The sequence below is a fragment of the Sphingomonas sp. BL-S-28 genome (assembly GCF_055521515.1).
Window position 1 is genome coordinate 3,090,771 of record NZ_CM145484.1, and the last position, 20,342, is coordinate 3,111,112.

The following is a 20,342-nucleotide window of genomic DNA, read 5'->3' on the forward strand; positions in this document are numbered from 1 at the left end:
CCCATGAAATTCCATCTTCTGTCAGGCTGCGCGCTGGCCGTTATCGCGTGTCCGATGGTCGCAAACGCGCAATCGACCGAAAACGCGCAATCGACACAGGAGACGACGTCCGACACTTACCACCAGCCTGCCAGTTCGCAGATCGTCATCACCGGCCTGCTCCCGACGAAGCGCGAGGATATGCTGTCCAGCGTCGCGGTGGTGGAAGGCAAGGATCTGGCGCAGGCGGTCCGCCCCTCGATCGGCGAAACGCTGGCACATCAGCCGGGCGTCTCGGCCACCTCTTTTGGTCCCAGCGCTTCGCGCCCCGTCCTGCGCGGCCTTCAGGGTGAGCGCGTGCGCATGCTGACAAACGGCCTTGGCTCGATCGACGTATCGAATACCTCGGTCGACCATGCTGCGGTGGTGAACCCGTTGCTGGCGGAACGCATCGAAGTGCTGCGCGGCCCGCAGTCGCTGCTTTACGGTTCCTCCGCCATCGGCGGCGTCGTCAACGTGATCGACAAGCGCATCCCGACGTCGGTCCCCGACGAGCCGGTCCATATCGATGCCATGGGCACTTACGGTTCGGCGGCCAATGAACGCTCCGGCGCGGGATCGATCGACGTGCCGCTCTCCGGCGGCTGGGTCGCCCATGCCGACGGAAGCTACCTCAAGAGCGACAACATGCGGATCGGCGGCCACGCCCTCACCCGCACGCTGCGCGACGAGGCGCTGGCCAGCAGCCTGCTTCCCGCCGAGCCGGTCGATGACGGCGAGGAACCCATCGATTTCGCCGCCAACGCCGCGGTCAAGGGCAAGCTGCCCAACTCGGCGTCCAAGACCTGGACCGCCGGCGCCGGCCTTGCCTACATCGGCAGCGGCGGCAACATGGGCTTTTCGTACAGCCATTACGACAGCCTCTACGGCGTGCCGATCCGCTTCGCGACGCAGCCGGGGCAGGAACAGGAGGCCCCGCGCCTCAGCCTGAAGCAGGACCGCATCGACATGCGCGCCGAACTGAACGGCGACGGCAATGTGCTGGACAAAGTCTCGCTGCGCCTCGGCTATGCCGACTACACGCATGCAGAGCTTGAGGAAGACGGCTCGGTCGGCACCGCCTTCTACAACAAGGGCATGGAAGGCCGCCTGGAATTCGCGCAAGCCAAGCACGGCGCATGGCGCGGCGTGACCGGCGTGCAGTTCTATAACCGCGACTTCAACGTGATTGGGGAGGAAGCCTTCCTGCCCAAGAACACGACCACCCAAGTCGGCCTGTTCACCCTTCAGCAGCTCGATTACGGCGCGCTGAAGTTCGAAGCCGGCGGCCGTTACGAGCACACCTATCTGTCGTCCAGCCCCGGCAGCGATCAGGACCAGTTCTTCGACGGTTCGCGTAACTTCAATGCCTTCTCAGGGTCGCTCGGTGCCTCTTATGGTCTGGGCGAAAACTGGCGCATCGGGCTCAACTTCTCGCACACCGAGCGCGCTCCGGCGGCCGAGGAACTCTTCGCCAACGGACCGCACGCGGGCACGCAGGCGTTCGAAGTGGGTGATGAGAACTTCAAGCTGGAAAAGGCGAACAGCATCGAGGCCATCCTGCGCGGCAGCGGTGAGAACTACACTTTCGAAGCCTCAGCCTATCACACCTGGTTCTCAAACTTCATCTACGAGGACCTGACCGGAGAGGAAGAGGACGGCCTGCCCGTCTACGCCTTCCAGCAGGCCGATGCCCGCTACTACGGCTTCGAAGCGCAGGGATCGCTCACACTCGCCCGCTTCGGCGACGGCAAGGTGGTGGCGGACGCGCTGGGCGATTATGTCCACGCGCAGGTCAAGAACGTCGGCCCCGCGCCGCGCATCCCGCCGCTGCGCGTGCTGGGCGGCCTCAGCTACCAGGCCACCAAGTTCGACATTCGCGGCGAAGTGGAACACGCCACCAAGCAGGGCCGCGTTGCCGAGTTCGAGACCACCACACCCAGCTACACGCTGGTCAATGCAGAGGTGAATATCCGCCCTTGGGGCAACGACCGTCCGCTCAGCTTCGCACTGTCGGCGAACAACATCTTCGACGTCGTTGCACGCCGGGCATCGTCGTTCCTCAAGGACTACGCCCCCCTCTCCGGCCGCGACATCCGCGTCACCGCGCGCGCCAGCTTCTAAACGAGACGGCATCCGGGGTGGCCGCAAGCCACCCCGGATTTGCAAAAGTGTCTATTCCCATGGCGCATCGACTATGAAGCGCGGGTCGTCCAATTCCTCGACGTCCAGGTGAAGCATTTATTCCGACGCCCCCATGTTGTGCAACCCTGAACGCTGGGCTTCGCAGTCGTTCTATCGTCGTCAGACCCGCACATGGCATCGTTGCCATCAGTTTGATATTCGCTGTTGTGATCGACGCCGGAGCCACTGATCACCCTGCCTCTTGTGACGACCGGCGAGCGCGGGATCAGCCCGGCCGCCGCCATTCCGGCAGTCGCAACCGCCACTTGCCTGCCGCTCTTTCGCAGTTGCCGGGCGCAGCACTCTGATGCTCGACTATCGTCGACGGAAATGTCTCCCGATGGAGCGCCCAGCCGTATTGGCGCGCTTCCATCATCAACCGACGAAAGTGTAGGAAGGGTATGGTAGCGGAGGAGGGACTCGAACCCCCGACACGCGGATTATGATTCCGCTGCTCTAACCAGCTGAGCTACTCCGCCATACCAAGGCCGCCGCATGGGTGGCTCTGCATGGTGCCTGGGGGAGCGCCCCGGGCAGGTGGCGTCCTCTAGGGTGAAGGCTCGCCCCGGTCAACACCCAAAAAGCACTTCAACCACGAAATTTTACCAGCCGGATATCGCGCCACAATCCGTCTTCCCAGGCATAGAGCCCGAAGCCCCTAAATCGGAAGTTCACGGGTGTTAGACGCTGGCTCAATTCCACTTGCAAGGCACGCGCCTCTGCGGCGGGGACCTTGTTCTGGATCGTTACGTGGAGGCGCAGCGGGCGATTGTCCTGATCGGTGAGCAGGCCGTGCATCCTATCGGCGATTCGTCCGCGCAGTTCGGCCATCGCCGGACTCTCCACCGCCAGCGCGGTGCCGTTGCCCAGCTTCATCAGGCCTGCGATTCGTGCGGGTGGCGGTGCCGCGCGGGCAAGGTCGGCCAGAACATCGATCAATTCCGCCTCAACCGATGGAGGTAGCGCATGGAACAAAGTGACATGCGCCCGCAAGCGGTTGCGCTCAGGAGGATAGTTTGCGCGTCTCAGGGCGTCGGCCCAGCCGAGCACGTCAGGCGGCAGCTCTGCCGTCACCAACAGCGGCGCGCCGGGTTTGCGCGGCCCCGTCAGCGCTTCTCCTTCACGATTCACGCACTCTCCTGCCTCGTTGCGGGACACGCCGCGCATTCACCCAGACGCCCAATTGCGCCGCTCGCGGGCCTGCGACACCATAGCCGCATTATCGGTGGTGCGCCGAGGGAGAAGATCATGCGCACGTTCTGGATTATTGCCACGCTCATCCTCTTGTGGAACCTGCTGGGCGATGCCGCCTATCTGATGCAGGCCAGCGCCGACCTCGACGCACTGGCAAAAAGCGATCCTGTCAGCGCGCGCGCCTTCATGCAGATGCCGGCCTGGGCCTGGGGCGCTTATGCCGTGGCGGTGTGGAGCGGCACGTTCGGCGCCATCCTGCTGCTGATGCGGCGCGGCTGGGCCTGGGCGTTCTTCGCGCTTTCGCTGACTGCCGTGGTGGTCCAGTTCGGCTGGACCTTCCTGGATTTCGGGTTGCTGGGCGCCAAGGGCCCGTCTTCCGCGATCTTCCCGCTGGTGATCGTCGGGATCGCCATCGCCTCGCTGATCTATGCGAGGCGCAAGAAGGCGGACGGCACGCTGCACTGAGGCGGGCGGAGGCTTAGCCCCCTGCCCGCACCCTCAAGCTCAGATTTCGCCGCGGGCGCGGCGGATCGCGAACCACTTCTTCACGTTCTCGTTATGCTCGGCCAGCGTCGAGGCGAAGGCATGGCCGCCGGTCCCGTCCGCCACCATGTAGAGCGCGCCGGTCTTGGCCGGATGCAGCACCGCCTCGATCGAGGCCTTGCCCGGATTGGTGATCGGATACTTCGGCAGCCCGGCCATCGAATAGGTGTTGTAGTCGTTGACCGCGTGGATCTCCGACTGGAGGATGCGGCGGCCGAGCGGCTTGCCCCTGGTGATCGGGTAGATGATCGTGGGATCGGCCTGAAGCGGCATCCCGATGCGCAGACGGTTCGAATAGAGCCCTGCCACCATGCGGCGTTCCGAAGGCTTGCCGGTTTCCTTCTCGACGATCGAGGCGAGGACGAGCGCCTGTTCGGGCGTCTTCACCACCAGCCCGTCATCCCGCTTGTCCCACAGTTCGGCCAGAGTGCGGGTCATCGCCGCCTGCATGCGGCGCAGCACGTCTTCGCGGCTCTCGCCATTGCCGAAGGAATAGCTGTCGGGCAGCACCGAGCCTTCATCGGGCACGGCGATTTCGCCAGTCAGCTGCGTTTGGGCCATCAGCCGTTCCTGCACCATGATCGAGGGCATACCCTCCGGCACGGTGACGAAGCGGCGGATCACATCGTCGCTGGAGATGATCGCCATCACGCGTGAGGCGCTGGCGTGGGCGGGGATCGCGAACTCGCCCGCCTTGATGTCGCTGCCGGCGCCGAAGACGCGCGCACGCATCGTGAAACCGGTGGCAGAGCGGATCACGCCCTGCTTTTCCAGCCGCTGTGCCACGGTGGAAAGGCTCGCCCCGTTGGGAACGATGAAATGAGAGTCCTTCGCGAGCGGGCCGGAACCGTACCAGCCGCCCACGAAGGACCATAAGACGATCACCGCCGTAAGGCCGATGGCCGCGACGAGAAACCAGTTGCGCCGCGACACCATCGCCCTTCAGCCTTTCGCGATCAGTCGATCTTGCGCATCACCAGGCTGGCGTTGGTACCGCCGAAGCCGAACGAGTTGTTCAGCACGGCGCGCACCTCACGCTTCTTCGCAACGTGCGGCACCAGGTCCACACCCTCGCAGCCCTCGTCCGGGTTATCGAGGTTGAGCGTCGGCGGAACGATCTGGTCGCGCATCGCCAGGATGCAGAAGATCGATTCGACCGCGCCGGCGCCGCCCAGAAGGTGGCCGATGGCCGACTTGGTGGAGCTCATCGAAACAGTGCCGATGGCATCGCCGAACAGGCGGCGCACAGCGCCGAGTTCGATGGTGTCGGCCATGGTCGAAGTGCCGTGGGCGTTGATGTAGTCGATGTCGGCCGGGGTCATGCCCGCCTTCTTCAGCGCCATCTGCATCGAGCGGTAGGCACCGTCACCAGTGGGCTCCGGAGCCGTCACGTGGAAGGCATCGCCCGACAAGCCATAGCCGATCACTTCGCAGTAGATCTTCGCACCGCGCGCCTTGGCGTGTTCGTACTCTTCGAGCACGAGAACGCCGGCGCCCTCGCCCATGACGAAGCCGTCACGATCCTTGTCGTAAGGGCGGCTCGCCTGTTCCGGGCGGTCGTTATAGCTACTGTTCAGAGCGCGGGCCTGTGCGAAGCCGGCAATGCCGATCGGGCAGACGGTCGATTCGGCGCCGCCGGCCAGCATGATGTCTGCATCGCCGTCCTTGATCATGCGCGCAGCGTCGCCGATCGAGTGGGCGCCGGTCGAGCAGGCGGTGACGACCGCGTGGTTCGGACCCTTGAGGCCGTACTTGATCGAGACCTGACCCGAGATCAGGTTGATCAGGCGGCCGTGGACGAAGTGCGGCGAGACGCGGCCCGGGCCCTTTTCGGCCAGCACCAGCGATTCGCTTTCGATGCCCGGCAAACCACCGATGCCCGAACCGATCGAGCAGCCGGCCATCAGCTTGTCTTCCTCGCTCATGTCGGTGAGGCCGGCGTCTTCAAGCGCCTGCCCTGCGGCATCGATGCCGAAGACGATGAACGGATCGACCTGACGCTGGATCTTGTGATCGACGCGCTTGTTCGCATCGAAGCCATATTCGTGATCGGCGGGCTTAACCTCGCAGGCGATCTGGCACTTCTGGTCCGAAGCATCGAACTTGGTGATCGGACCCGCACCGCTCTTGCTAGCAAGGATGTTGGCCCAGGTGGTCTCGACATCAGCCCCAAGCGGGGTGACCAGACCAAGACCGGTTACGACGACGCGACGCATTCACGCTCTCCAAAACTCAAACATGCCGAACTTCGTGCCATCAGGTAATACCATCGGCAGAAACGGCAACAGGCCCGCCCCCTTAGAGGTCGAGCCTGTCGATTTCAATCCGTGAGTGATCGTGCAACGTTCCGACCGAAGTCGGAAACGCCATGACGACCGAAGGGCGGATCAGCCCTTGTTCTCTTCGATGTACTTGATCGCATCGGAAACGGTGCTGATCTTTTCAGCCGCATCGTCCGGGATCTCAACGCCGAATTCTTCTTCGAAGGCCATGACCAGCTCGACGATGTCGAGCGAGTCAGCACCCAGATCGTCGATGAAGCTTGCTTCTTCGGTGACCTTGTCGGCTTCCACGCCGAGGTGCTCGACGACGATCTTCTTAACCCGATCGGCGGTATCGCTCATGTGAATAGACCCCTTCAAAAATCGGTCAGTATTGTATCTCGCCAGCCGCCCTAATGATTGGGCGGGGCGCTGGCAAGCCTCGCGCGCAAGTTGGTGCCGTCGCGCAAGGCATCGCAGGCGTCCTTATCGACCCATCGGGCGCAATTCCAGTCCCTATCGACGGGACTGTGCCGTCAGGGCCGAATTCTCCACGATCATCGAAACGCCATATAACCGCAAAGACCCGAAACGGAAAAAGGCTCCGGCGAACCGGAGCCTTTTCCTTATCCGTCTGGAGCAGAACCTCAGTTCTGCGGAGCAGCCTGCGCCGCAGGCTGCGTCGTGGGCTTCTGGGGCTCCACCACCCGCATGTGCAGTTCGCGAAGCTGCTTGGGCTCGGCCGGGGTCGGCGCGCCCATCAGCAGGTCTTCGGCGCGCTGGTTCATCGGGAACAGCGCCACTTCGCGCAAGTTCTGCGCACCGCAAAGCAGCATCACGATGCGGTCCACACCGGCGGCCATGCCGCCGTGCGGCGGGGCGCCGTACTGGAATGCGCGGTAGAGGCCGCCGAAGCGGTCCTCAACGTCGGCCTTGCTCAGACCGACCATCTCGAACGCCTTGACCATCAGTTCGGGCGACTGGTTACGGATCGAGCCCGAGGCGATTTCGAAGCCGTTGCAGACGAGGTCGTACTGATAGGCCTTGATCGTCAGCGGGTCCTGCCCTTCCAGTGCTTCCATGCCGCCCTGCGGCATCGAGAACGGGTTGTGCGCGAAGTCGACCTTCTTGTTGTCTTCGTCCCACTCGTAGAACGGGAAGTCGACGATCCAGCACAGTTCGAAGCGATCCTTGTCGATCAGATCCAACTGCTCGCCGGTGCGGATACGGGCAAGACCGGCCAGCTTGGCCGCCTGCTCTTCCTTGCCCGCGGCGAAGAACACGCCATCGTTCGGGCCAAGACCCAGCGCTTCGATCAGCGCGGCGGTCTTTTCCTCGCCGTGGTTCTTGGCGATCGGGCCGCCGGGGACGCCGTCCTTGATGTTGATGTAGCCAAGGCCCGAATAGCCTTCGCCGCGCGCCCAGACGTTCATGTCGTCGAAGAACTTGCGGCTGCCTGCACCCGCACCCGGAGCCGGGATCGCGCGGATCACGCCGCCGCCCGCAACGATGCCGGCGAAGATGCCGAAGCCCGATTCGACGAAGTGCTCGGTCACGTCCTTGATGATCAGCGGGTTGCGCAGATCGGGCTTGTCCGAACCGTAATCCAGCATCGACTGGGCGTGCGGAATGCGGCGGAATTCACCTGCCGGGGTGACCGGCTTGCCTTCGGCGAAATCTGCGAACACGCTCTGGAGCACGGGCTCCATGGTTTCCCAGATCTCTTCCTGCGTCACGAAGCTCATTTCGAGGTCGAGCTGGTAGAACTCGCCCGGCAGACGGTCTGCGCGCGGGTCTTCGTCGCGGAAGCAGGGGGCGATCTGGAAGTAGCGGTCGAAACCGGCGACCATCAGCAGTTGCTTGTACTGCTGCGGCGCCTGCGGCAGCGCATAGAACTTGCCCGCGTGGATGCGGCTGGGCACCAGGAAGTCGCGTGCGCCTTCGGGCGACGAGGCGGTCAGGATCGGCGTCGCGTATTCGGTGAAGCCGATGCCTTCCATCTTGCGGCGCATGTCCGAGATGATCTTGGTGCGCTTCACGATATTGGCGTGCAGCGTCTCGCGGCGCAGGTCGAGGAAGCGATAGCGCAGGCGGATATCCTCGGGATATTCCTGCTCGCCGGCCACCGGCATCGGCAGTTCTTCCGCCTTCGACTGGACGGTGACGGCGCGGGCATAGACCTCGATCTCGCCGGTCGGCAGGTTCGGGTTCACGGTGGAGGCGCTGCGGGCCTTCACTTCGCCCTCGATGGTCACCACCGATTCGACGCGCAGCGAATCGAGCAGGGCCAGCGCCGGGCTGTCGCTATCGGTCACGATCTGGGTGATGCCGTAGTGATCGCGCAGATCGACGAAGAGCACGCCGCCGTGATCGCGCTTGCGATGCACCCAGCCCGAGAGGCGGACGGTCTGGCCGACCTCGGCAGCGGTCAGGGCACCGCAGGTGTGGGAGCGATAGGGATGAGTCATGGCGGGCTCGCGCTTCTCTTCGTCTGAAACAGGTTGCAAGCCGTGCCCCCTAGTCGAGTGGCCGGATTATTTCCAGACATGGAATTGCCGGAACGGGTGCGCCCCGCACATTCGCCGCGCTTTTGCGCCGCCGCCATGCGCCTGCCCTCTGTATCAAAGAGCACATTAACGAACGTGAAGGACTGCACGGTAACCCGGCATCAACCATTGCAGCCTATGCCGGGCCCAAAGGGTCATACGGAGAACGACAATGCTGGCGGACGTCACGATCGACGGCAGGACGGAGAGCCAGTTCCGTCTCGCGATCGAGGCCATGTTGCGCGAAGGCGGCGCTGACGAGGCCGCGCGGCTTCTGAAAAGCGAACTGGCGTGGCTGGCCGGCGAAGACCACCCCCTGCCCGGCGCGTTCCGGACCATTTCCGCCGAAGAGCTTGAAGTCACCGGATGGGACAGCCTGATCGCCCGGATCGCCGAACTGGACAGTCCGGGTGACCCGATCACCGCGATCGGCATCGATGTGTGCGGGATGCAGGCCGGCCTTGGCGCCACGCCCGTTCTCGCCTTCGAGACGACCTATTACACCGATCAGGCCTGGGGCTTTTCCCATGCCGATCGCGACGGCATCTGTTCCGGCTATCACGGCACCACCAATGCCTGGCAAGGCGCTGGCGAGGATGTCGACGACGCCTTGCGCGTGGCCGGTCTGGACGACCTGAACGCCGTCATCGCCGCGCTGGAACACCTCTGCCGCGGCGGAGAGGCCAACATCGACGAATGCCGCGCTTTCGTTGTGGGCGCCTGCTATCTTGCGGTGCTGATCCATCAGGCCGTGCGCGACAAGGCCATCAAGGAAGGCCTGCCCAGGCCCATGGCCATACTGGTGGGCAGCAACGAGGCCTATCCCTGGTTCGAGGCGCCCGCAGTCACTGCGCGCAGCGACACTCTCGCACAGGCACCTCGCCGTGAACGCGCCATTCAACCCAGCACGATCGAACAGGCCATGAACCGCACCGCCGCGGCGCCAGCACCACCAATTGCGTTCGGCCAGCAACCGAACCCGCACCGCCGGCCGCTTGACCTCAGCACCCACACACCCGACCTGCCCAAGCCGCTGTTCGAAAGCGAGCGACCGCCTTTCGCGCCGCCCGCCACCCTCGATCCGGCGCCGGTCGATCCCGCATCTTTCGATTCCGCTGCGCATGATCCGGCGCCCTTTATCGCGCAGTCGCCTTTCGCGCCGTCCGCCCTCGCGGGCTACACCGATTCGGACGACGCCGAGGAAGCGGACCCGGCGCCGACCTATATCCAGTTTCCCGACGCCCCTTACGCGGATTCCGGCGACTGGACGGCCGAGGATGATGCTTTTCGCAACGCCGGCTTCCACGAAGCCGAACCCGAGGAAAGCGAGGACGACGCTCCGGTTCAGCAGGATTACGCCGCGCTCAATACGCTTCACTTGCCTCCGCAAGCGCCTGCTGCCGGCAACGGGTCTGCGGATGACGAGGAAGCGCTTCACCTGCCGCCACCCGGCATTCACGTTACCGGCACGCAATTGCGCCGCCGCTTCGTGGACCGCGAAACGATCGCCATCGAGGACGAACGCCGTCCGGGGCTGATCGAACGCCTGTTCCGCCGAAAATAACCACACCTGTCGTAATTCTCCGACAAAACTTGGGGCCCGGGCGGGCTGGGGAGATTGATCCCCTGCCCCGTTCGGCGTAACGCCGCTGTCGCAATGATCATTCACCCGCTTATTACAAAGACGGAAGAGCTCGCCGCTCTGTGCGAACGCCTCGCGAAATCGGATTTCGTGACGGTCGATACCGAGTTCATGCGCGAGAACACCTATTGGCCTGAGCTGTGCCTCGTCCAGATCGCCAATACGGAGGAAGCTGCCGCCGTCGACCCCAAGGCTGAAGGCCTTGATTTGTCTCCGCTTCTCGATCTGCTGACAGACAATGAGGACGTCCTCAAAGTCTTCCACGCAGGTGGGCAGGATGTGGAGATCATCTACAACTTCACCGGCCGCACGCCGCATCCGATCTTCGATACGCAGATCGCGATGATGGCGATCAGCCAGTCCGAACAGATCGGCTATTCCAACCTCGTCGAATCGTGGCAGGGCCTGACGATCGACAAGGGCGCCCGCTTTACCGATTGGTCGCGCCGCCCGCTGACCGAACGCCAGATCGAATATGCGATCGGCGACGTGACCCATCTGGCCAAGATCTTCCCGAAGATCCTGAAGCGCCTGATGAAGACCGGGCGCGGCGCGTGGCTCGATCAGGAAATGGAAAAGCTGGCCGATCCGGCCAACTACCGCAACGATCCCACCGAAGCGTGGAAGCGCATCAAGGCCGCCGGCCGCAATGCCGCCATGCTCGGCCGCCTGAAGGGCATCGCCGAATGGCGCGAGATCGAGGCGCAGGGCAAGAACATCCCGCGCGGCCGCATCGCCCGTGACGAAACGCTGGCCGATATCGCCAGCCACCCGCCCAAGCAGCAGTCGGACCTCGCCAAGGTGCGTGGCCTCTCGCAGGGCTGGAAGGACAATGACATCGGCAAGCGTCTGATGGCCACCATCGCCAAGTCCCAGCCGTTGACCGACGACGAAATGCCGCCGCGCGCGCCGCGCGGCGCCCCGCTCGGCAAGGAAGGCTCGCTGGTGGCGGACCTGCTCAAGCTGCTGCTGAAGATCCGCGCGCGTGAGATCGACGTTGCCGCCCGCCTGCTAGCGCGCAGCGAGGATCTGGAACTGCTCGCCGCCGGGGTCCGCAAGAACCTGCCGATTCTGGAAGGCTGGCGCTACGAAGTCTTCGGGCACGATGCGCTGGATCTCGTGGAAGGCAAGCTGGCCTTCGCGGTGGTCGACGGCAAGCTGAAGATGACCCGTGTCGAGGATGCCGAGGACGTGGAGGAAGCGCCCGCCGGCGAATAATTCCCGCTTCTTCAAGAATATCCGCAGAACCCTGCGTTTGCGAAAGGGCGGATCGGCAATGGCCGGTCCGCCCTTTCGCATAGCGGCAACCCTGGGGTGGTTATTGCGAGTCATCGCGAGGGGCCAGGCGAAGCAAACGGTTGGCGAAGCAGGCCTCTTCGTGCGATAGCCCGCGCGTGACCGTCTATCAGCCCACGCTCAAGCAGCTCCAGTATCTCGTCGCGCTTCACGAGCATGGCCACTTCGGCCGTGCCGCGGATGCCTGCTTCGTCTCGCAGTCCACGCTTTCGGCGGGCCTGCGCGATCTGGAGGCGCTGTTGGGCGTTACACTGGTCGAACGCACCAAGCGCGCCGTGCGCTTCACCCCGCTGGGCAATGCCGTGGTCGAAAAGGCCCACCGCATCCTGCGCGAGACCGAAGAACTGTCCGACCTCGTACAGTCCAGCGGCAAGCCGCTTTCCGGCGAAGTGCGGATGAGTGTGATCCCCACGATCGCGCCGTTCCTGCTGCCCCGGATGCTGCCGCGCCTGCGCCGCGAACGTCCGAACCTTCGCCTGTTCCTGCGCGAGGAGCCCAGCCAGGCGGCGATCGAATCGCTTCACCACGGCCGCGCGGACTGCGTACTGCTCGCCCTGCCCTATGCGACCGGGGAGGTGGAGAAGGAAACCATCGAACTGGACGCCTTTTTCGTCGCCTTCCCCAACGACGATCCGCGCAACCCGCCCGAGGAAGTCGGCCCCGACATCATCGACGAGCATCGCCTGCTGCTGCTGGAAGACGGGCACTGCCTGAAGGACCACGCGCTGGCGGCCTGCAATCGGCCGGAACTGCGCGCCTCTGCCACCATGATCGGCACCAGCCTGCATACGCTGGTGCAGATGGTCGATAACGGACTGGGGCTGACGATGCTGCCGGAAATGGCGATCGACGCGGGTATCCTCAACGGCACCAATGTCGTGGCGCGGCCGCTGATCTCTCCCCATGCCAACCGCGAGATCGCGCTGGTCTGGCGCAAGAACTCACCCCGTTCGGAAGAATTCCGACTGCTGGCGGACGAATTGCGCGCGGGCTGACCGGGACTGGCTGATCAGGCCCGGCGGCGCAGGCCCTGAAGCGCCATGCCGACCGAGGCGATGGCGATGCCCAGCATCGTCACGCCGGTCCAGCCCCAGTGGTGCCACACCACCGTCGCCGCGCCGGAACTGGCCGCACCGGCCAGGAACATCGATGACATGTAGACGGTGTTGATGCGCGAACGCGCCTCGGGCCGCAGGGCGTAGATGATGCTCTGGTTGGAAATCTGGCTGGCCTGGATCGCGAAATCGAGCAGCAGCACGCCCACCACCAGCCCGACGATCGACGTCCAGAAGGCAAAGACCAGCCAGGACACCAGCGTCAGCGCGCTTGCCGCCACGATCACCATGTGCGGGCCGCGACGGTCCGCGATGCGGCCGGCTACCGGCGCCGCCAGCACGCCCGCCGCGCCCAGCACGCCGAACAGCCCCGCAACTTCCGAACCGAGGCCGAAGCGCGGCTCCTGCAGGTGCAGCGCCAGGATCGTCCAGAACACGCTGAACACGCCGAACTGGGTGCACTGGGTGAAAGTGGCAAGGCGCAGCGCGGGAAACTCGCGCCACAGGCCCCAGAGCGAGGCCAGCAGCCCACCATAACCCATACCCGCCGGCTTGGGCTGGCTGCGCGGCAATTGCCATGCCATCAGGCCGGCCGTGCCCAAAGCCAGCGGCACCGCCAGCCAGAACATCGCCCGCCAGCCGAACTGCGCGCCGACAAAGCCCGCCAGCGTCCGGCTGAGCAGGATACCGCAGAGCAGCCCCGCCATCACCGTGCCGACCACCGCGCCGCGCTTGTCCTCCGGCGCAAGATTGGCGGCCAGCGGCACGATCTGCTGCGCGACGGAAGCGAGCAGGCCCACCACCAGCGAGGCGGCAAGCACGGTGCCCCCGGTCGGTGCCAGAGCCACCAGCGCCAGCCCCACCGCCAGTGCCAGACACTGCAACACGATCAGCCGCTTGCGTTCGAGAAGGTCCCCCAGCGGCACCAACAGCAGCAGGCCGGCGGCATAGCCCAATTGCGTCGCGGTGGGCACATAGGTGATTGCCGCGCCCGGAACCTCGCGCTCCATCAGGCCCAGCATCGGCTGGCCATAATAGATGTTGGCGACGGTCAGCCCTGCCGACGCGGCCAGCGCGAAGACCAGCGCCCGACCGAACCCGCGCGGCTTTGCGGCACGCGGCTTGGGATTGCGGAACTGGGCGGCAAGCAGGCAGAGAGAGGCGGTAATGGGATTGATCCTTACGATTGCATCCCCCCGGATTCACGACAGCCCCTGACGCGCGAGCACGCTTGAGCCAAACGCAACAAGCTCACGATCGATGGCGTATTTTGCAAGACAGCCCGATTCCGGGCGCTTGGCCCGTGCTCAAGCCGGCATTCTCGATCTCGCCAAGCTTGATCCTGCCAAGTTTGAACCTGCCGGCCTCAATCCAGGCGGCTCATCAATCCATGTGCTTGAGGCCGACGCGCAGATAGTCCCAGCCGGTAATCAGCGTCAGCACCGCCGCGCCCCACAGCGTGGTAAGGCCCACGGTGTGCGGCACGTTGACCTCCAGCGCGCCCAGATCGACATTCCACCACGGCATCGCCGCGCCGAGAATCAGCGCGCCGAGCGAGATCAGTTGGAACGTCGTCTTCCACTTGGCCAGTCGGCTGACCGGCACGGAAACCTGCAATCCGCCCAGGAATTCGCGCAGGCCGGACACGGCAATCTCGCGCACCAGAATGATCAGCCCGGCGATGACATGCATGTCGCCCACATAGGGCCCGGTCAGGATTCCCTGCGCCGTCAGCACCAGAATCACCGCCGCGACCATGATCTTGTCGGCGATCGGATCGAGGAAAACCCCCAGCTTTGAAACCGTTCCGCTCGACCGGGCGAGGTAGCCGTCGAAATAATCGGTAATGCCCATCAGGCAGTAGAGCCCGAAGGCCAGCGCATAGCCAAATTCCCACTTCGGCCACCACAGCAGAAAGGCCAGCAGCGGCATGGCGAAGATGCGGGAAAGCGTGAGAATATTCGGCAGAGTCAGCATCGCGCTACAGGCCATAGCCGCGATAGACGCGTTTGAGAATGCAGGAGTGAAACTTCTGGTCCTATTCCCCGATAAGACCCAACAAAACGCCGTTCAGGTTCCGATCAGGGGTTGTGCCCGCGCCTCACAACATTAAGTGTCCCCCGCACGAGAGAGCCGAGGCCGCCGATTTTTCCTACGACATGACAACGACGTCCCAACTCATCCGCGCGAAGCGCTTCCTGCCGCTGTTCGTGACTCAGCTGTTAGGCGCGTTCAACGACAACCTGTTCAAGAACGCGATGGTGCTTTTCGTCGTCTACGGGGTCTACAACTCCGAAGCCGCGGAAGCCCGTTTCAGTGCGCTGGCATCCGGCATCTTCGTGATCCCCTTCTTCCTGCTTTCCGCGCTGGCCGGGCAACTTGCCGACATGCGCGACAAGGCAAAGATCATCCGCGTCATCAAGTTCTGCGAAATCCTGATCATGCTGGTGGGCGGCGCGGGGCTTGCGCTCGCCTGGCAGCAAATCGCGCTGCATACACTGGCGATTCCGCTGATGCTGGTAGCGCTGTTCGCAATGGGCATCCATTCGACGTTCTTTGGCCCCATCAAGTACGCGATCCTGCCGCAGCACTTGCGTGAAGGCGAAGTGCTTTCCGGCACCGGCCTGGTAGAGGCCGGCACCTATATCGCAGTGCTGGCCGGCACGATCGTGGCGGGCTGGATCAGCGTGGACCATGCCGCGGTGCTGGTCGTGATCGTGGCCTGCATCGGCTATCTCGCCGGCCGTAAGGTTCCGCCCGCGCCGCCGATGTGCACGCCCGAACCGCTCGATTTCCATGTTCTGCGCGCCTCGATCCACCTCGTTCGCACGACGATGAGTGATCGGCGCGTGTTCCTCGCCGTCTGCTCGATCAGCTTCTTCTGGGCGATCGGCACCGTGCTGTTCATCCAGTTCCCGCCGCTGACCAAGAATATCCTGATGGCCAGCAAGGAAGTGGCCAGCCTGTTCCTGGTGATCTTCTCGGTGGGCGTGGCGATCGGCTCCATGGCGATCAATGCCCTGCTGAAGGGCACGGTTTCGGCGCGATGGTCGCCCCTGTCGGTGATCGGGATGGGTGGCTTCCTGATCGCCTTCCAGGAAGTCTGTTCGATCTGGCCGCGTCACCACGGACCCGAAAAGCTGATGAATGTGGCCACTTTCGTGGTCCAGCCGCTGGCGATCCCGCTGCTGGGCACCCTGCTGGGCATCGCGGTTTGCGGGGGCATGTTCGTGGTGCCGCTCTACGCCTTCCTCACCACTTTCGTCGACAAGTCGCAGACGGCGCGCACGATCGCGGCGAACAACATCGTCAATTCAGGGGCGATGGTGGTTGGCGCGGCATTCACCGGCGCGATGACATACCTGGGCCTGCCCGTCGTGCGGCAGATGATGGTGGTGGCGCTGGCTTGCGGCGCCTCGGCGTGGCTCGGCTATCTGCTGTTCCGCGCGGAACGGGCCGCGCGCTCGGCATAAGGGCCTGCTCTCCCCCTCTTGGCGAGGTGGAGCCCCTCTAAATCAGGTGATGAACACCGCAATTGCCGCCAGCGACGCGCAGTAGGCCGAAAGGAAGCCGCGCCAGTCGCTGCCGGTCATGCGCCACGTTCGGCGCGCCTCGGCATTCTCGGCGGCTTCGACGTCGGCCGGGAACGGCGCGGCGAAAGCATGGGGTGGAAGCGAGCGCCGGAACGGATGTCCGGCGGCCTCGCTGGTGAGGACGAGCGCTCGACGTTTGTGCATCATGGATGCGAGATTAAGATTTTGTTTACTTTCATTCCAGCGCCCGAATTGGCACATCCCAAAACGGGACGGACAGGCAGAGCCGCAACCTTTCAAACCTTTAACAACGCTGGAAAACCCAGCGAAAAGGGCCGCCCAATGGACGGCCCTTCACGAGACATCGCCAGCGCTGAGCGAATGTCTCACCTCTCTTTAGAGGGATCGCTTTGGGGTAACGATCAGATCCGGTCGCCCAGGGCGCCCTTGACCTTGCCGATTCCCTGCTGAAGCTCGCCCTTCTTTTCCTGCGCCTTGCCTTCGGCCTGCTGCACCGGATCATTGCGAATCTTGCCCGCAGCCTGCTTGGCATTGCCGGCAATTTCGTTGCCGAGGCCCTTTGCGGTGTCCTTGAGCTGACCCATGTCCATTCTCCTTGGTCGTGCGCGGCTGAACTGCCGCTGCATTCGCATCCGAAGAACCGGAGAGGCCTGCTTTCAGTTGCCGCGGCTGCGCCGAAGCGTGCCGCCGCGGCGATACGAGGAGATCAGCCCCCGGCCAGCGAAAGGATGTAATCCCACTCCTCGGGCGTGATCACGGCGACCGACAGGCGCGAGAACTTGACCAGTTCCATGTCGGCCAGCTTCGGATCGGCCTTGACCTGCGCCAGCGTGACCGGACGCTTCAGCTTGCGCACCGGCTTCACTTTCACCGCCGCCCACTTGCCTTCGGGATCGCTGGGGTCGGTGAGGCCCGTCTGGCTGACCGTGGCGATGCCGACGATCTCCTTGCCGATGTTCGAATGGTAGAAGAACACCTCGTCCCCCACCTGCATCGCACGCAGGTTGTTGGCCGCGCGGTGGTTGCGCACGCCGTCCCAGGTGCCCTCCCCCTCCGCCACGAGGTCATCCCAACTGTAGGCATCCGGTTCGGATTTCATCAGCCAATAGCGCTTAGCCATGTCGAGCCTTTCGAATTTCGATTTGGGACGGAAACTTCTATGGGGGCGCATAGCGATTCAATCGGCGGAGACAATATCGGTGATTCGGCACCTGCCGATCGCTGTCAGTTTCCCTTGGGCCATGGCCCCATGTTTGCCGATCCCTGTTTGGAAGATCACGATGAACCTTGCCCAGATTCCCGTCCTCAGCCTTGAATCCGATCGCGCCGAATTTGCGCAGCGCATTGGCGAGAGCTTTCGCACTTTCGGTTTCGCCATGGTGCGCGACCACGGCATCGATCAGGACCTGATCGACCGCGCCTGGGCGCTGACCGAACAGTTCTTTGCGCTGCCGGACGATGTGAAGCGCCAGTACTTCATTGCCGGCCAGGGCGGCGCGCGTGGCTACACGCCGTTCCGCACCGAAGTCGCCAAGGGTGCGAAGGAAAAGGACCTGAAGGAATTCTGGCACGTCGGCCGCGACCTGCCCGCCGGTTCGCCACTGGCCGGTTCGATGCCGCCCAACGTCTGGCCTACCGAGATCGAGGGCTTCCAGGAAACCTTCACCGAACTCTACGCCCAGTTCGACAAGGCCGGCGCCGAAATCCTTTCGGCCATCGCCGTGTACCTTGGAATAGACCCGCGCTGGTTCGATCCTGCGATCGACGACGGCAATTCGGTCATGCGCCTGCTGCATTACCCGCCGGTTGGCGAAGGTGCCGGCGGTGCGATCCGTGCGGGCGCGCATGAGGACATCAACCTCATCACCCTGCTGCTGGGCGCGCAGGAGGCCGGCCTTGAACTGCTGGGCAAGAACGGTGAATGGCTTACGGTCGCCCCGCCCGAAGGAGCCGTGGTGATCAATATCGGCGACATGCTGCAGCGCCTGACCAACCACGTGCTGCCGTCCACCACCCACCGCGTCCGCAATCCGGAAGGCGATCGCGCCGCGCACAGCCGCTATTCGATGCCGTTCTTCCTGCACCTGCGTAGCGATTTCCCGTTCAAGACGCTGGAACAGTGCATCACGGATGAAAATCCGGACCGCTATCCCGTCAGCATCACGGCGGACGACTATCTTCAGGAACGTCTGCGCGAAATCGGCCTTAAGGCCTGATTTTACTTACCTTTCTTGAAATATTCAGCCCGGCGCGAAAGTCCCTACGACTTTAGTCTGATCGCGCCGGGTTGAAAAACTTAACCAAAATTTCAGCCCCTCCCGCTATCTGCCGCCAGATGGGTAGCCGTTCTGGGGGGACATATCCCGTGAAGATTGCATTGGTCGCACAGCCGGAAAACGCCGGCGATGATTTCGATGGCGACCGCCAGATCGACATCATCGCGCTGGGCATCGTCACGGCCGCGATCCTGCTCTTCATCGCCACCGGCAGCGAAGTCGGCCCGGATGTCGTGAAGTCGCTGCTGGGCCACGGGCCCGGTCCGGACAATTTCATCCTCAACGCCTTCCTGCTGAACGTCGCCATCATCATCTTCGGGTGGAGCCGCTATCGCCAGCTTTGCGAGGAAATCCAGCTGCGCAAGCAGGCCGAACGTCAGGCCCGCCGCCTGGCGGAAACCGATCCGCTGACCGGATTCCTCAACCGCCGCAGCTTCAACGATGCGGTGAACATGATGGTGCATGACGCTGCCGCCTCCGGCGACCGCGCGGTGACGCTGATCATGATCGACCTCGACAATTTCAAGCAGGTCAACGATTTCAACGGCCACAACACGGGGGACCGGCTGCTGCAGGAATGCGCCAAGCGCATCACCGCCTGTCTGCCCGCCCAGGCCCTGGTCAGCCGTATCGGCGGGGACGAGTTCGCCGTGGCCGTGGAATTCGACCGCAACCGGCCGGACCGAATCGACGGCATCGCCGCATCGCTGGTGGAAGCCATCGCCCAGAGCGCGACGATCAACACCATCAGCATCGAAGTCACCGCCTCGATCGGGCTTGCCCGCAGCGACAGCCACGCCAAGAACGGCACCCCGCCCGATGCCCGCGCGCTGCTGGAGATGGCGGACATCGCCATGTACCATTCCAAGCGTCAGGGCCGGAACAGCTACTTCTGGTTCGAAGCGCCGATGGCGGACGAGATGCGCTTCCGCAACGAGCTGGAATACGGCATCCGCAAGGGCATCGCCCGCGGTGAGTTCGTACCCTTCTACGAGCAACAGATCGACCTTCAGACCGCCGAACTGACGGGCTTCGAAATGTTGGCCCGCTGGGATTCGCCCCAGTTCGGCATCGTTTCTCCCGATATCTTCATCCCGATTGCCGAAGAAATCGGCGTGATCGCCGAACTTTCGGAAAGCGTGATCGCGCAGGCCCTTGAAGACGCCAAGGCATGGGATCCGAAGCTGACGCTGGCCGTCAACATCTCGCCGGTGCAGCTGCGCGATCCGTGGTTTGCGCAAAAGCTGCTGAAGATCCTGCTGGAAGCCAATTTCCCGCCGCACCGGCTGGAAATCGAGATTACCGAATCCTGCCTGCACCAGAACATGGCGCAAGTCCGATCGCTGATCACCAGCCTGAAGAATCAGGGCATCACGATCAGTCTGGACGATTTCGGCACCGGCTACAGCTCGCTGGCGCAGCTGCGCAGCCTGCCGTTCGACCGGATCAAGATCGACCGCTCATTCGTTTCCAGCATTGCCGAAAACAAGGATAGCGCGGCCATCGTCCACGCCATCGCCATGTTGGGCAAGGGCATGGACCTGCCGATCACGGCCGAAGGCATCGAGACGGGCGACGTGCTGGAACAGCTGCTGAAGTACGACAAGATCAAGGGCCAGGGCTATCTCTACGGCCGCCCCCGCCCGGCCAGCGAACTGACCGAATGGCTGGGCAAGATCGGCATCGTCGCCAGCGGCGAAGTGGCCGAGGAAGTGCTCGCGATCACCCAACACGCCAATGGCGCGGCCAAGGCCAGCCACGGATAACGCAGAC

Annotated in this window: 18 protein-coding genes and 1 tRNA gene; 8 read left to right on the forward strand and 11 right to left on the reverse strand. The window is 63.8% G+C overall.

The window, feature by feature from the left end; translation table 11 throughout:
- The first annotated feature begins 54 nt into the window (after positions 1–54).
- The gene (locus ACZ1JC_RS23125) at positions 55–2,142 is read left to right on the forward strand and encodes a TonB-dependent receptor (RefSeq protein WP_465138512.1); all 2,088 of its coding nucleotides are present in this window, start codon (positions 55–57) and stop codon (positions 2,140–2,142) included.
- Positions 2,143–2,604: 462 nt separating this feature from the next.
- Here the strand turns inward: ACZ1JC_RS23125 and ACZ1JC_RS23130 are convergent.
- Positions 2,605–2,681, reverse strand: a tRNA-Met gene (locus tag ACZ1JC_RS23130).
- A 109-nt stretch (positions 2,682–2,790) separates the two neighbouring features.
- Positions 2,791–3,333, reverse strand: a complete 543-nt coding sequence (locus ACZ1JC_RS23135; protein WP_465137931.1) for a 2'-5' RNA ligase family protein — start codon at positions 3,331–3,333, stop codon at positions 2,791–2,793.
- A 117-nt stretch (positions 3,334–3,450) separates the two neighbouring features.
- Here ACZ1JC_RS23135 and ACZ1JC_RS23140 point away from each other — a divergent pair, with 117 nt between their 5' ends.
- Entirely contained in the window at positions 3,451–3,861 is a 411-nt protein-coding gene (locus ACZ1JC_RS23140; RefSeq protein ID WP_465137930.1) for a sugar transporter, read from the forward strand.
- A 39-nt stretch (positions 3,862–3,900) separates the two neighbouring features.
- Here ACZ1JC_RS23140 and mltG read toward each other — a convergent pair whose 3' ends face one another.
- The 4 genes from mltG to aspS all read right to left on the reverse strand — a co-directional run bounded on the left by mltG (position 3,901) and on the right by aspS (position 8,668).
- The gene (gene mltG / locus ACZ1JC_RS23145; RefSeq protein WP_465137929.1) at positions 3,901–4,875 is read right to left on the reverse strand and encodes an endolytic transglycosylase MltG; all 975 of its coding nucleotides are present in this window, start codon (positions 4,873–4,875) and stop codon (positions 3,901–3,903) included.
- A 20-nt stretch (positions 4,876–4,895) separates the two neighbouring features.
- Positions 4,896–6,155: a beta-ketoacyl-ACP synthase II gene (fabF, locus tag ACZ1JC_RS23150; RefSeq protein WP_465137928.1), complete on the reverse strand. Its 1,260-nt coding sequence runs from the start codon at positions 6,153–6,155 to the stop codon at positions 4,896–4,898.
- A gap of 171 nt (positions 6,156–6,326) precedes the next feature.
- The gene (locus ACZ1JC_RS23155; protein ID WP_007013838.1) at positions 6,327–6,563 is read right to left on the reverse strand and encodes an acyl carrier protein; all 237 of its coding nucleotides are present in this window, start codon (positions 6,561–6,563) and stop codon (positions 6,327–6,329) included.
- Positions 6,564–6,847: 284 nt separating this feature from the next.
- On the reverse strand, positions 6,848–8,668 hold the full coding sequence (gene aspS, locus ACZ1JC_RS23160; RefSeq protein ID WP_465137927.1) for an aspartate--tRNA ligase: 1,821 nt from the start codon (positions 8,666–8,668) through the stop codon (positions 6,848–6,850).
- A 250-nt stretch (positions 8,669–8,918) separates the two neighbouring features.
- Between aspS and ACZ1JC_RS23165 the strand changes: the two genes are divergently transcribed.
- From ACZ1JC_RS23165 to ACZ1JC_RS23175, 3 genes are all read left to right on the forward strand, one after another.
- On the forward strand, positions 8,919–10,310 hold the full coding sequence (locus ACZ1JC_RS23165; protein WP_465137926.1) for a hypothetical protein: 1,392 nt from the start codon (positions 8,919–8,921) through the stop codon (positions 10,308–10,310).
- Between the two features lie 93 nt (positions 10,311–10,403).
- Positions 10,404–11,606 carry a ribonuclease D gene (gene rnd / locus ACZ1JC_RS23170; RefSeq protein ID WP_465137925.1) on the forward strand — a complete coding sequence of 401 codons (1,203 nt, stop codon included), beginning with the start codon at positions 10,404–10,406 and terminating at the stop codon, positions 11,604–11,606.
- 176 nt (positions 11,607–11,782) lie between these two features.
- Entirely contained in the window at positions 11,783–12,679 is an 897-nt protein-coding gene (locus ACZ1JC_RS23175) for a hydrogen peroxide-inducible genes activator (RefSeq protein ID WP_465137924.1), read from the forward strand.
- Between the two features lie 14 nt (positions 12,680–12,693).
- Here ACZ1JC_RS23175 and ACZ1JC_RS23180 read toward each other — a convergent pair whose 3' ends face one another.
- Both ACZ1JC_RS23180 and pgsA read right to left on the reverse strand, forming a co-directional pair.
- Entirely contained in the window at positions 12,694–13,812 is a 1,119-nt protein-coding gene (locus tag ACZ1JC_RS23180; RefSeq protein WP_465148465.1) for an MFS transporter, read from the reverse strand.
- A 310-nt stretch (positions 13,813–14,122) separates the two neighbouring features.
- Positions 14,123–14,716: a CDP-diacylglycerol--glycerol-3-phosphate 3-phosphatidyltransferase gene (gene pgsA / locus ACZ1JC_RS23185; RefSeq protein WP_395327028.1), complete on the reverse strand. Its 594-nt coding sequence runs from the start codon at positions 14,714–14,716 to the stop codon at positions 14,123–14,125.
- 182 nt (positions 14,717–14,898) lie between these two features.
- Here pgsA and ACZ1JC_RS23190 point away from each other — a divergent pair, with 182 nt between their 5' ends.
- Positions 14,899–16,212 (forward strand): MFS transporter, encoded by a 1,314-nt coding sequence (locus ACZ1JC_RS23190; protein ID WP_465137922.1) that lies wholly within the window; start codon positions 14,899–14,901, stop codon positions 16,210–16,212.
- Between the two features lie 42 nt (positions 16,213–16,254).
- Here ACZ1JC_RS23190 and ACZ1JC_RS23195 read toward each other — a convergent pair whose 3' ends face one another.
- The 3 genes from ACZ1JC_RS23195 to ACZ1JC_RS23205 all read right to left on the reverse strand — a co-directional run bounded on the left by ACZ1JC_RS23195 (position 16,255) and on the right by ACZ1JC_RS23205 (position 17,413).
- A complete protein-coding gene (locus tag ACZ1JC_RS23195) occupies positions 16,255–16,479 on the reverse strand; it encodes a hypothetical protein (protein WP_465137921.1) in 225 nt (74 codons plus the stop codon).
- 215 nt (positions 16,480–16,694) lie between these two features.
- Positions 16,695–16,877, reverse strand: coding sequence for a CsbD family protein (locus tag ACZ1JC_RS23200; RefSeq protein ID WP_465137920.1), 183 nt, complete (start codon positions 16,875–16,877; stop codon positions 16,695–16,697).
- A 122-nt stretch (positions 16,878–16,999) separates the two neighbouring features.
- Positions 17,000–17,413 (reverse strand): EVE domain-containing protein, encoded by a 414-nt coding sequence (locus ACZ1JC_RS23205; protein WP_465137919.1) that lies wholly within the window; start codon positions 17,411–17,413, stop codon positions 17,000–17,002.
- Positions 17,414–17,573: 160 nt separating this feature from the next.
- On the opposite strand from ACZ1JC_RS23205, the gene ACZ1JC_RS23210 reads away from it, so the two are divergent.
- Together ACZ1JC_RS23210 and ACZ1JC_RS23215 are read left to right on the forward strand one after the other, a co-directional pair.
- Positions 17,574–18,509, forward strand: coding sequence for an isopenicillin N synthase family dioxygenase (locus tag ACZ1JC_RS23210; RefSeq protein ID WP_465137918.1), 936 nt, complete (start codon positions 17,574–17,576; stop codon positions 18,507–18,509).
- A gap of 149 nt (positions 18,510–18,658) precedes the next feature.
- Positions 18,659–20,335 carry a putative bifunctional diguanylate cyclase/phosphodiesterase gene (locus ACZ1JC_RS23215; protein WP_465137917.1) on the forward strand — a complete coding sequence of 559 codons (1,677 nt, stop codon included), beginning with the start codon at positions 18,659–18,661 and terminating at the stop codon, positions 20,333–20,335.
- The last annotated feature ends 7 nt before the right edge of the window (positions 20,336–20,342 follow it).

Coding starts and splice junctions, on each gene's coding strand:
- ACZ1JC_RS23125 (WP_465138512.1), top strand. CDS start 55: ATGGTCGCAAACGCGCAATCGACCGAAAACGCGCAATCGACACAGGAG.
- ACZ1JC_RS23140 (WP_465137930.1), top strand. CDS start 3,451: ATGCGCACGTTCTGGATTATTGCCACGCTCATCCTCTTGTGGAACCTG.
- mltG (WP_465137929.1), bottom strand. CDS start 4,875: ATGGTGTCGCGGCGCAACTGGTTTCTCGTCGCGGCCATCGGCCTTACG.
- fabF (WP_465137928.1), bottom strand. CDS start 6,155: ATGCGTCGCGTCGTCGTAACCGGTCTTGGTCTGGTCACCCCGCTTGGG.
- ACZ1JC_RS23155 (WP_007013838.1), bottom strand. CDS start 6,563: ATGAGCGATACCGCCGATCGGGTTAAGAAGATCGTCGTCGAGCACCTC.
- aspS (WP_465137927.1), bottom strand. CDS start 8,668: ATGACTCATCCCTATCGCTCCCACACCTGCGGTGCCCTGACCGCTGCC.
- ACZ1JC_RS23165 (WP_465137926.1), top strand. CDS start 8,919: ATGCTGGCGGACGTCACGATCGACGGCAGGACGGAGAGCCAGTTCCGT.
- rnd (WP_465137925.1), top strand. CDS start 10,404: ATGATCATTCACCCGCTTATTACAAAGACGGAAGAGCTCGCCGCTCTG.
- pgsA (WP_395327028.1), bottom strand. CDS start 14,716: ATGCTGACTCTGCCGAATATTCTCACGCTTTCCCGCATCTTCGCCATG.
- ACZ1JC_RS23190 (WP_465137922.1), top strand. CDS start 14,899: ATGACAACGACGTCCCAACTCATCCGCGCGAAGCGCTTCCTGCCGCTG.
- ACZ1JC_RS23195 (WP_465137921.1), bottom strand. CDS start 16,479: ATGATGCACAAACGTCGAGCGCTCGTCCTCACCAGCGAGGCCGCCGGA.
- ACZ1JC_RS23200 (WP_465137920.1), bottom strand. CDS start 16,877: ATGGGTCAGCTCAAGGACACCGCAAAGGGCCTCGGCAACGAAATTGCC.
- ACZ1JC_RS23205 (WP_465137919.1), bottom strand. CDS start 17,413: ATGGCTAAGCGCTATTGGCTGATGAAATCCGAACCGGATGCCTACAGT.
- ACZ1JC_RS23210 (WP_465137918.1), top strand. CDS start 17,574: ATGAACCTTGCCCAGATTCCCGTCCTCAGCCTTGAATCCGATCGCGCC.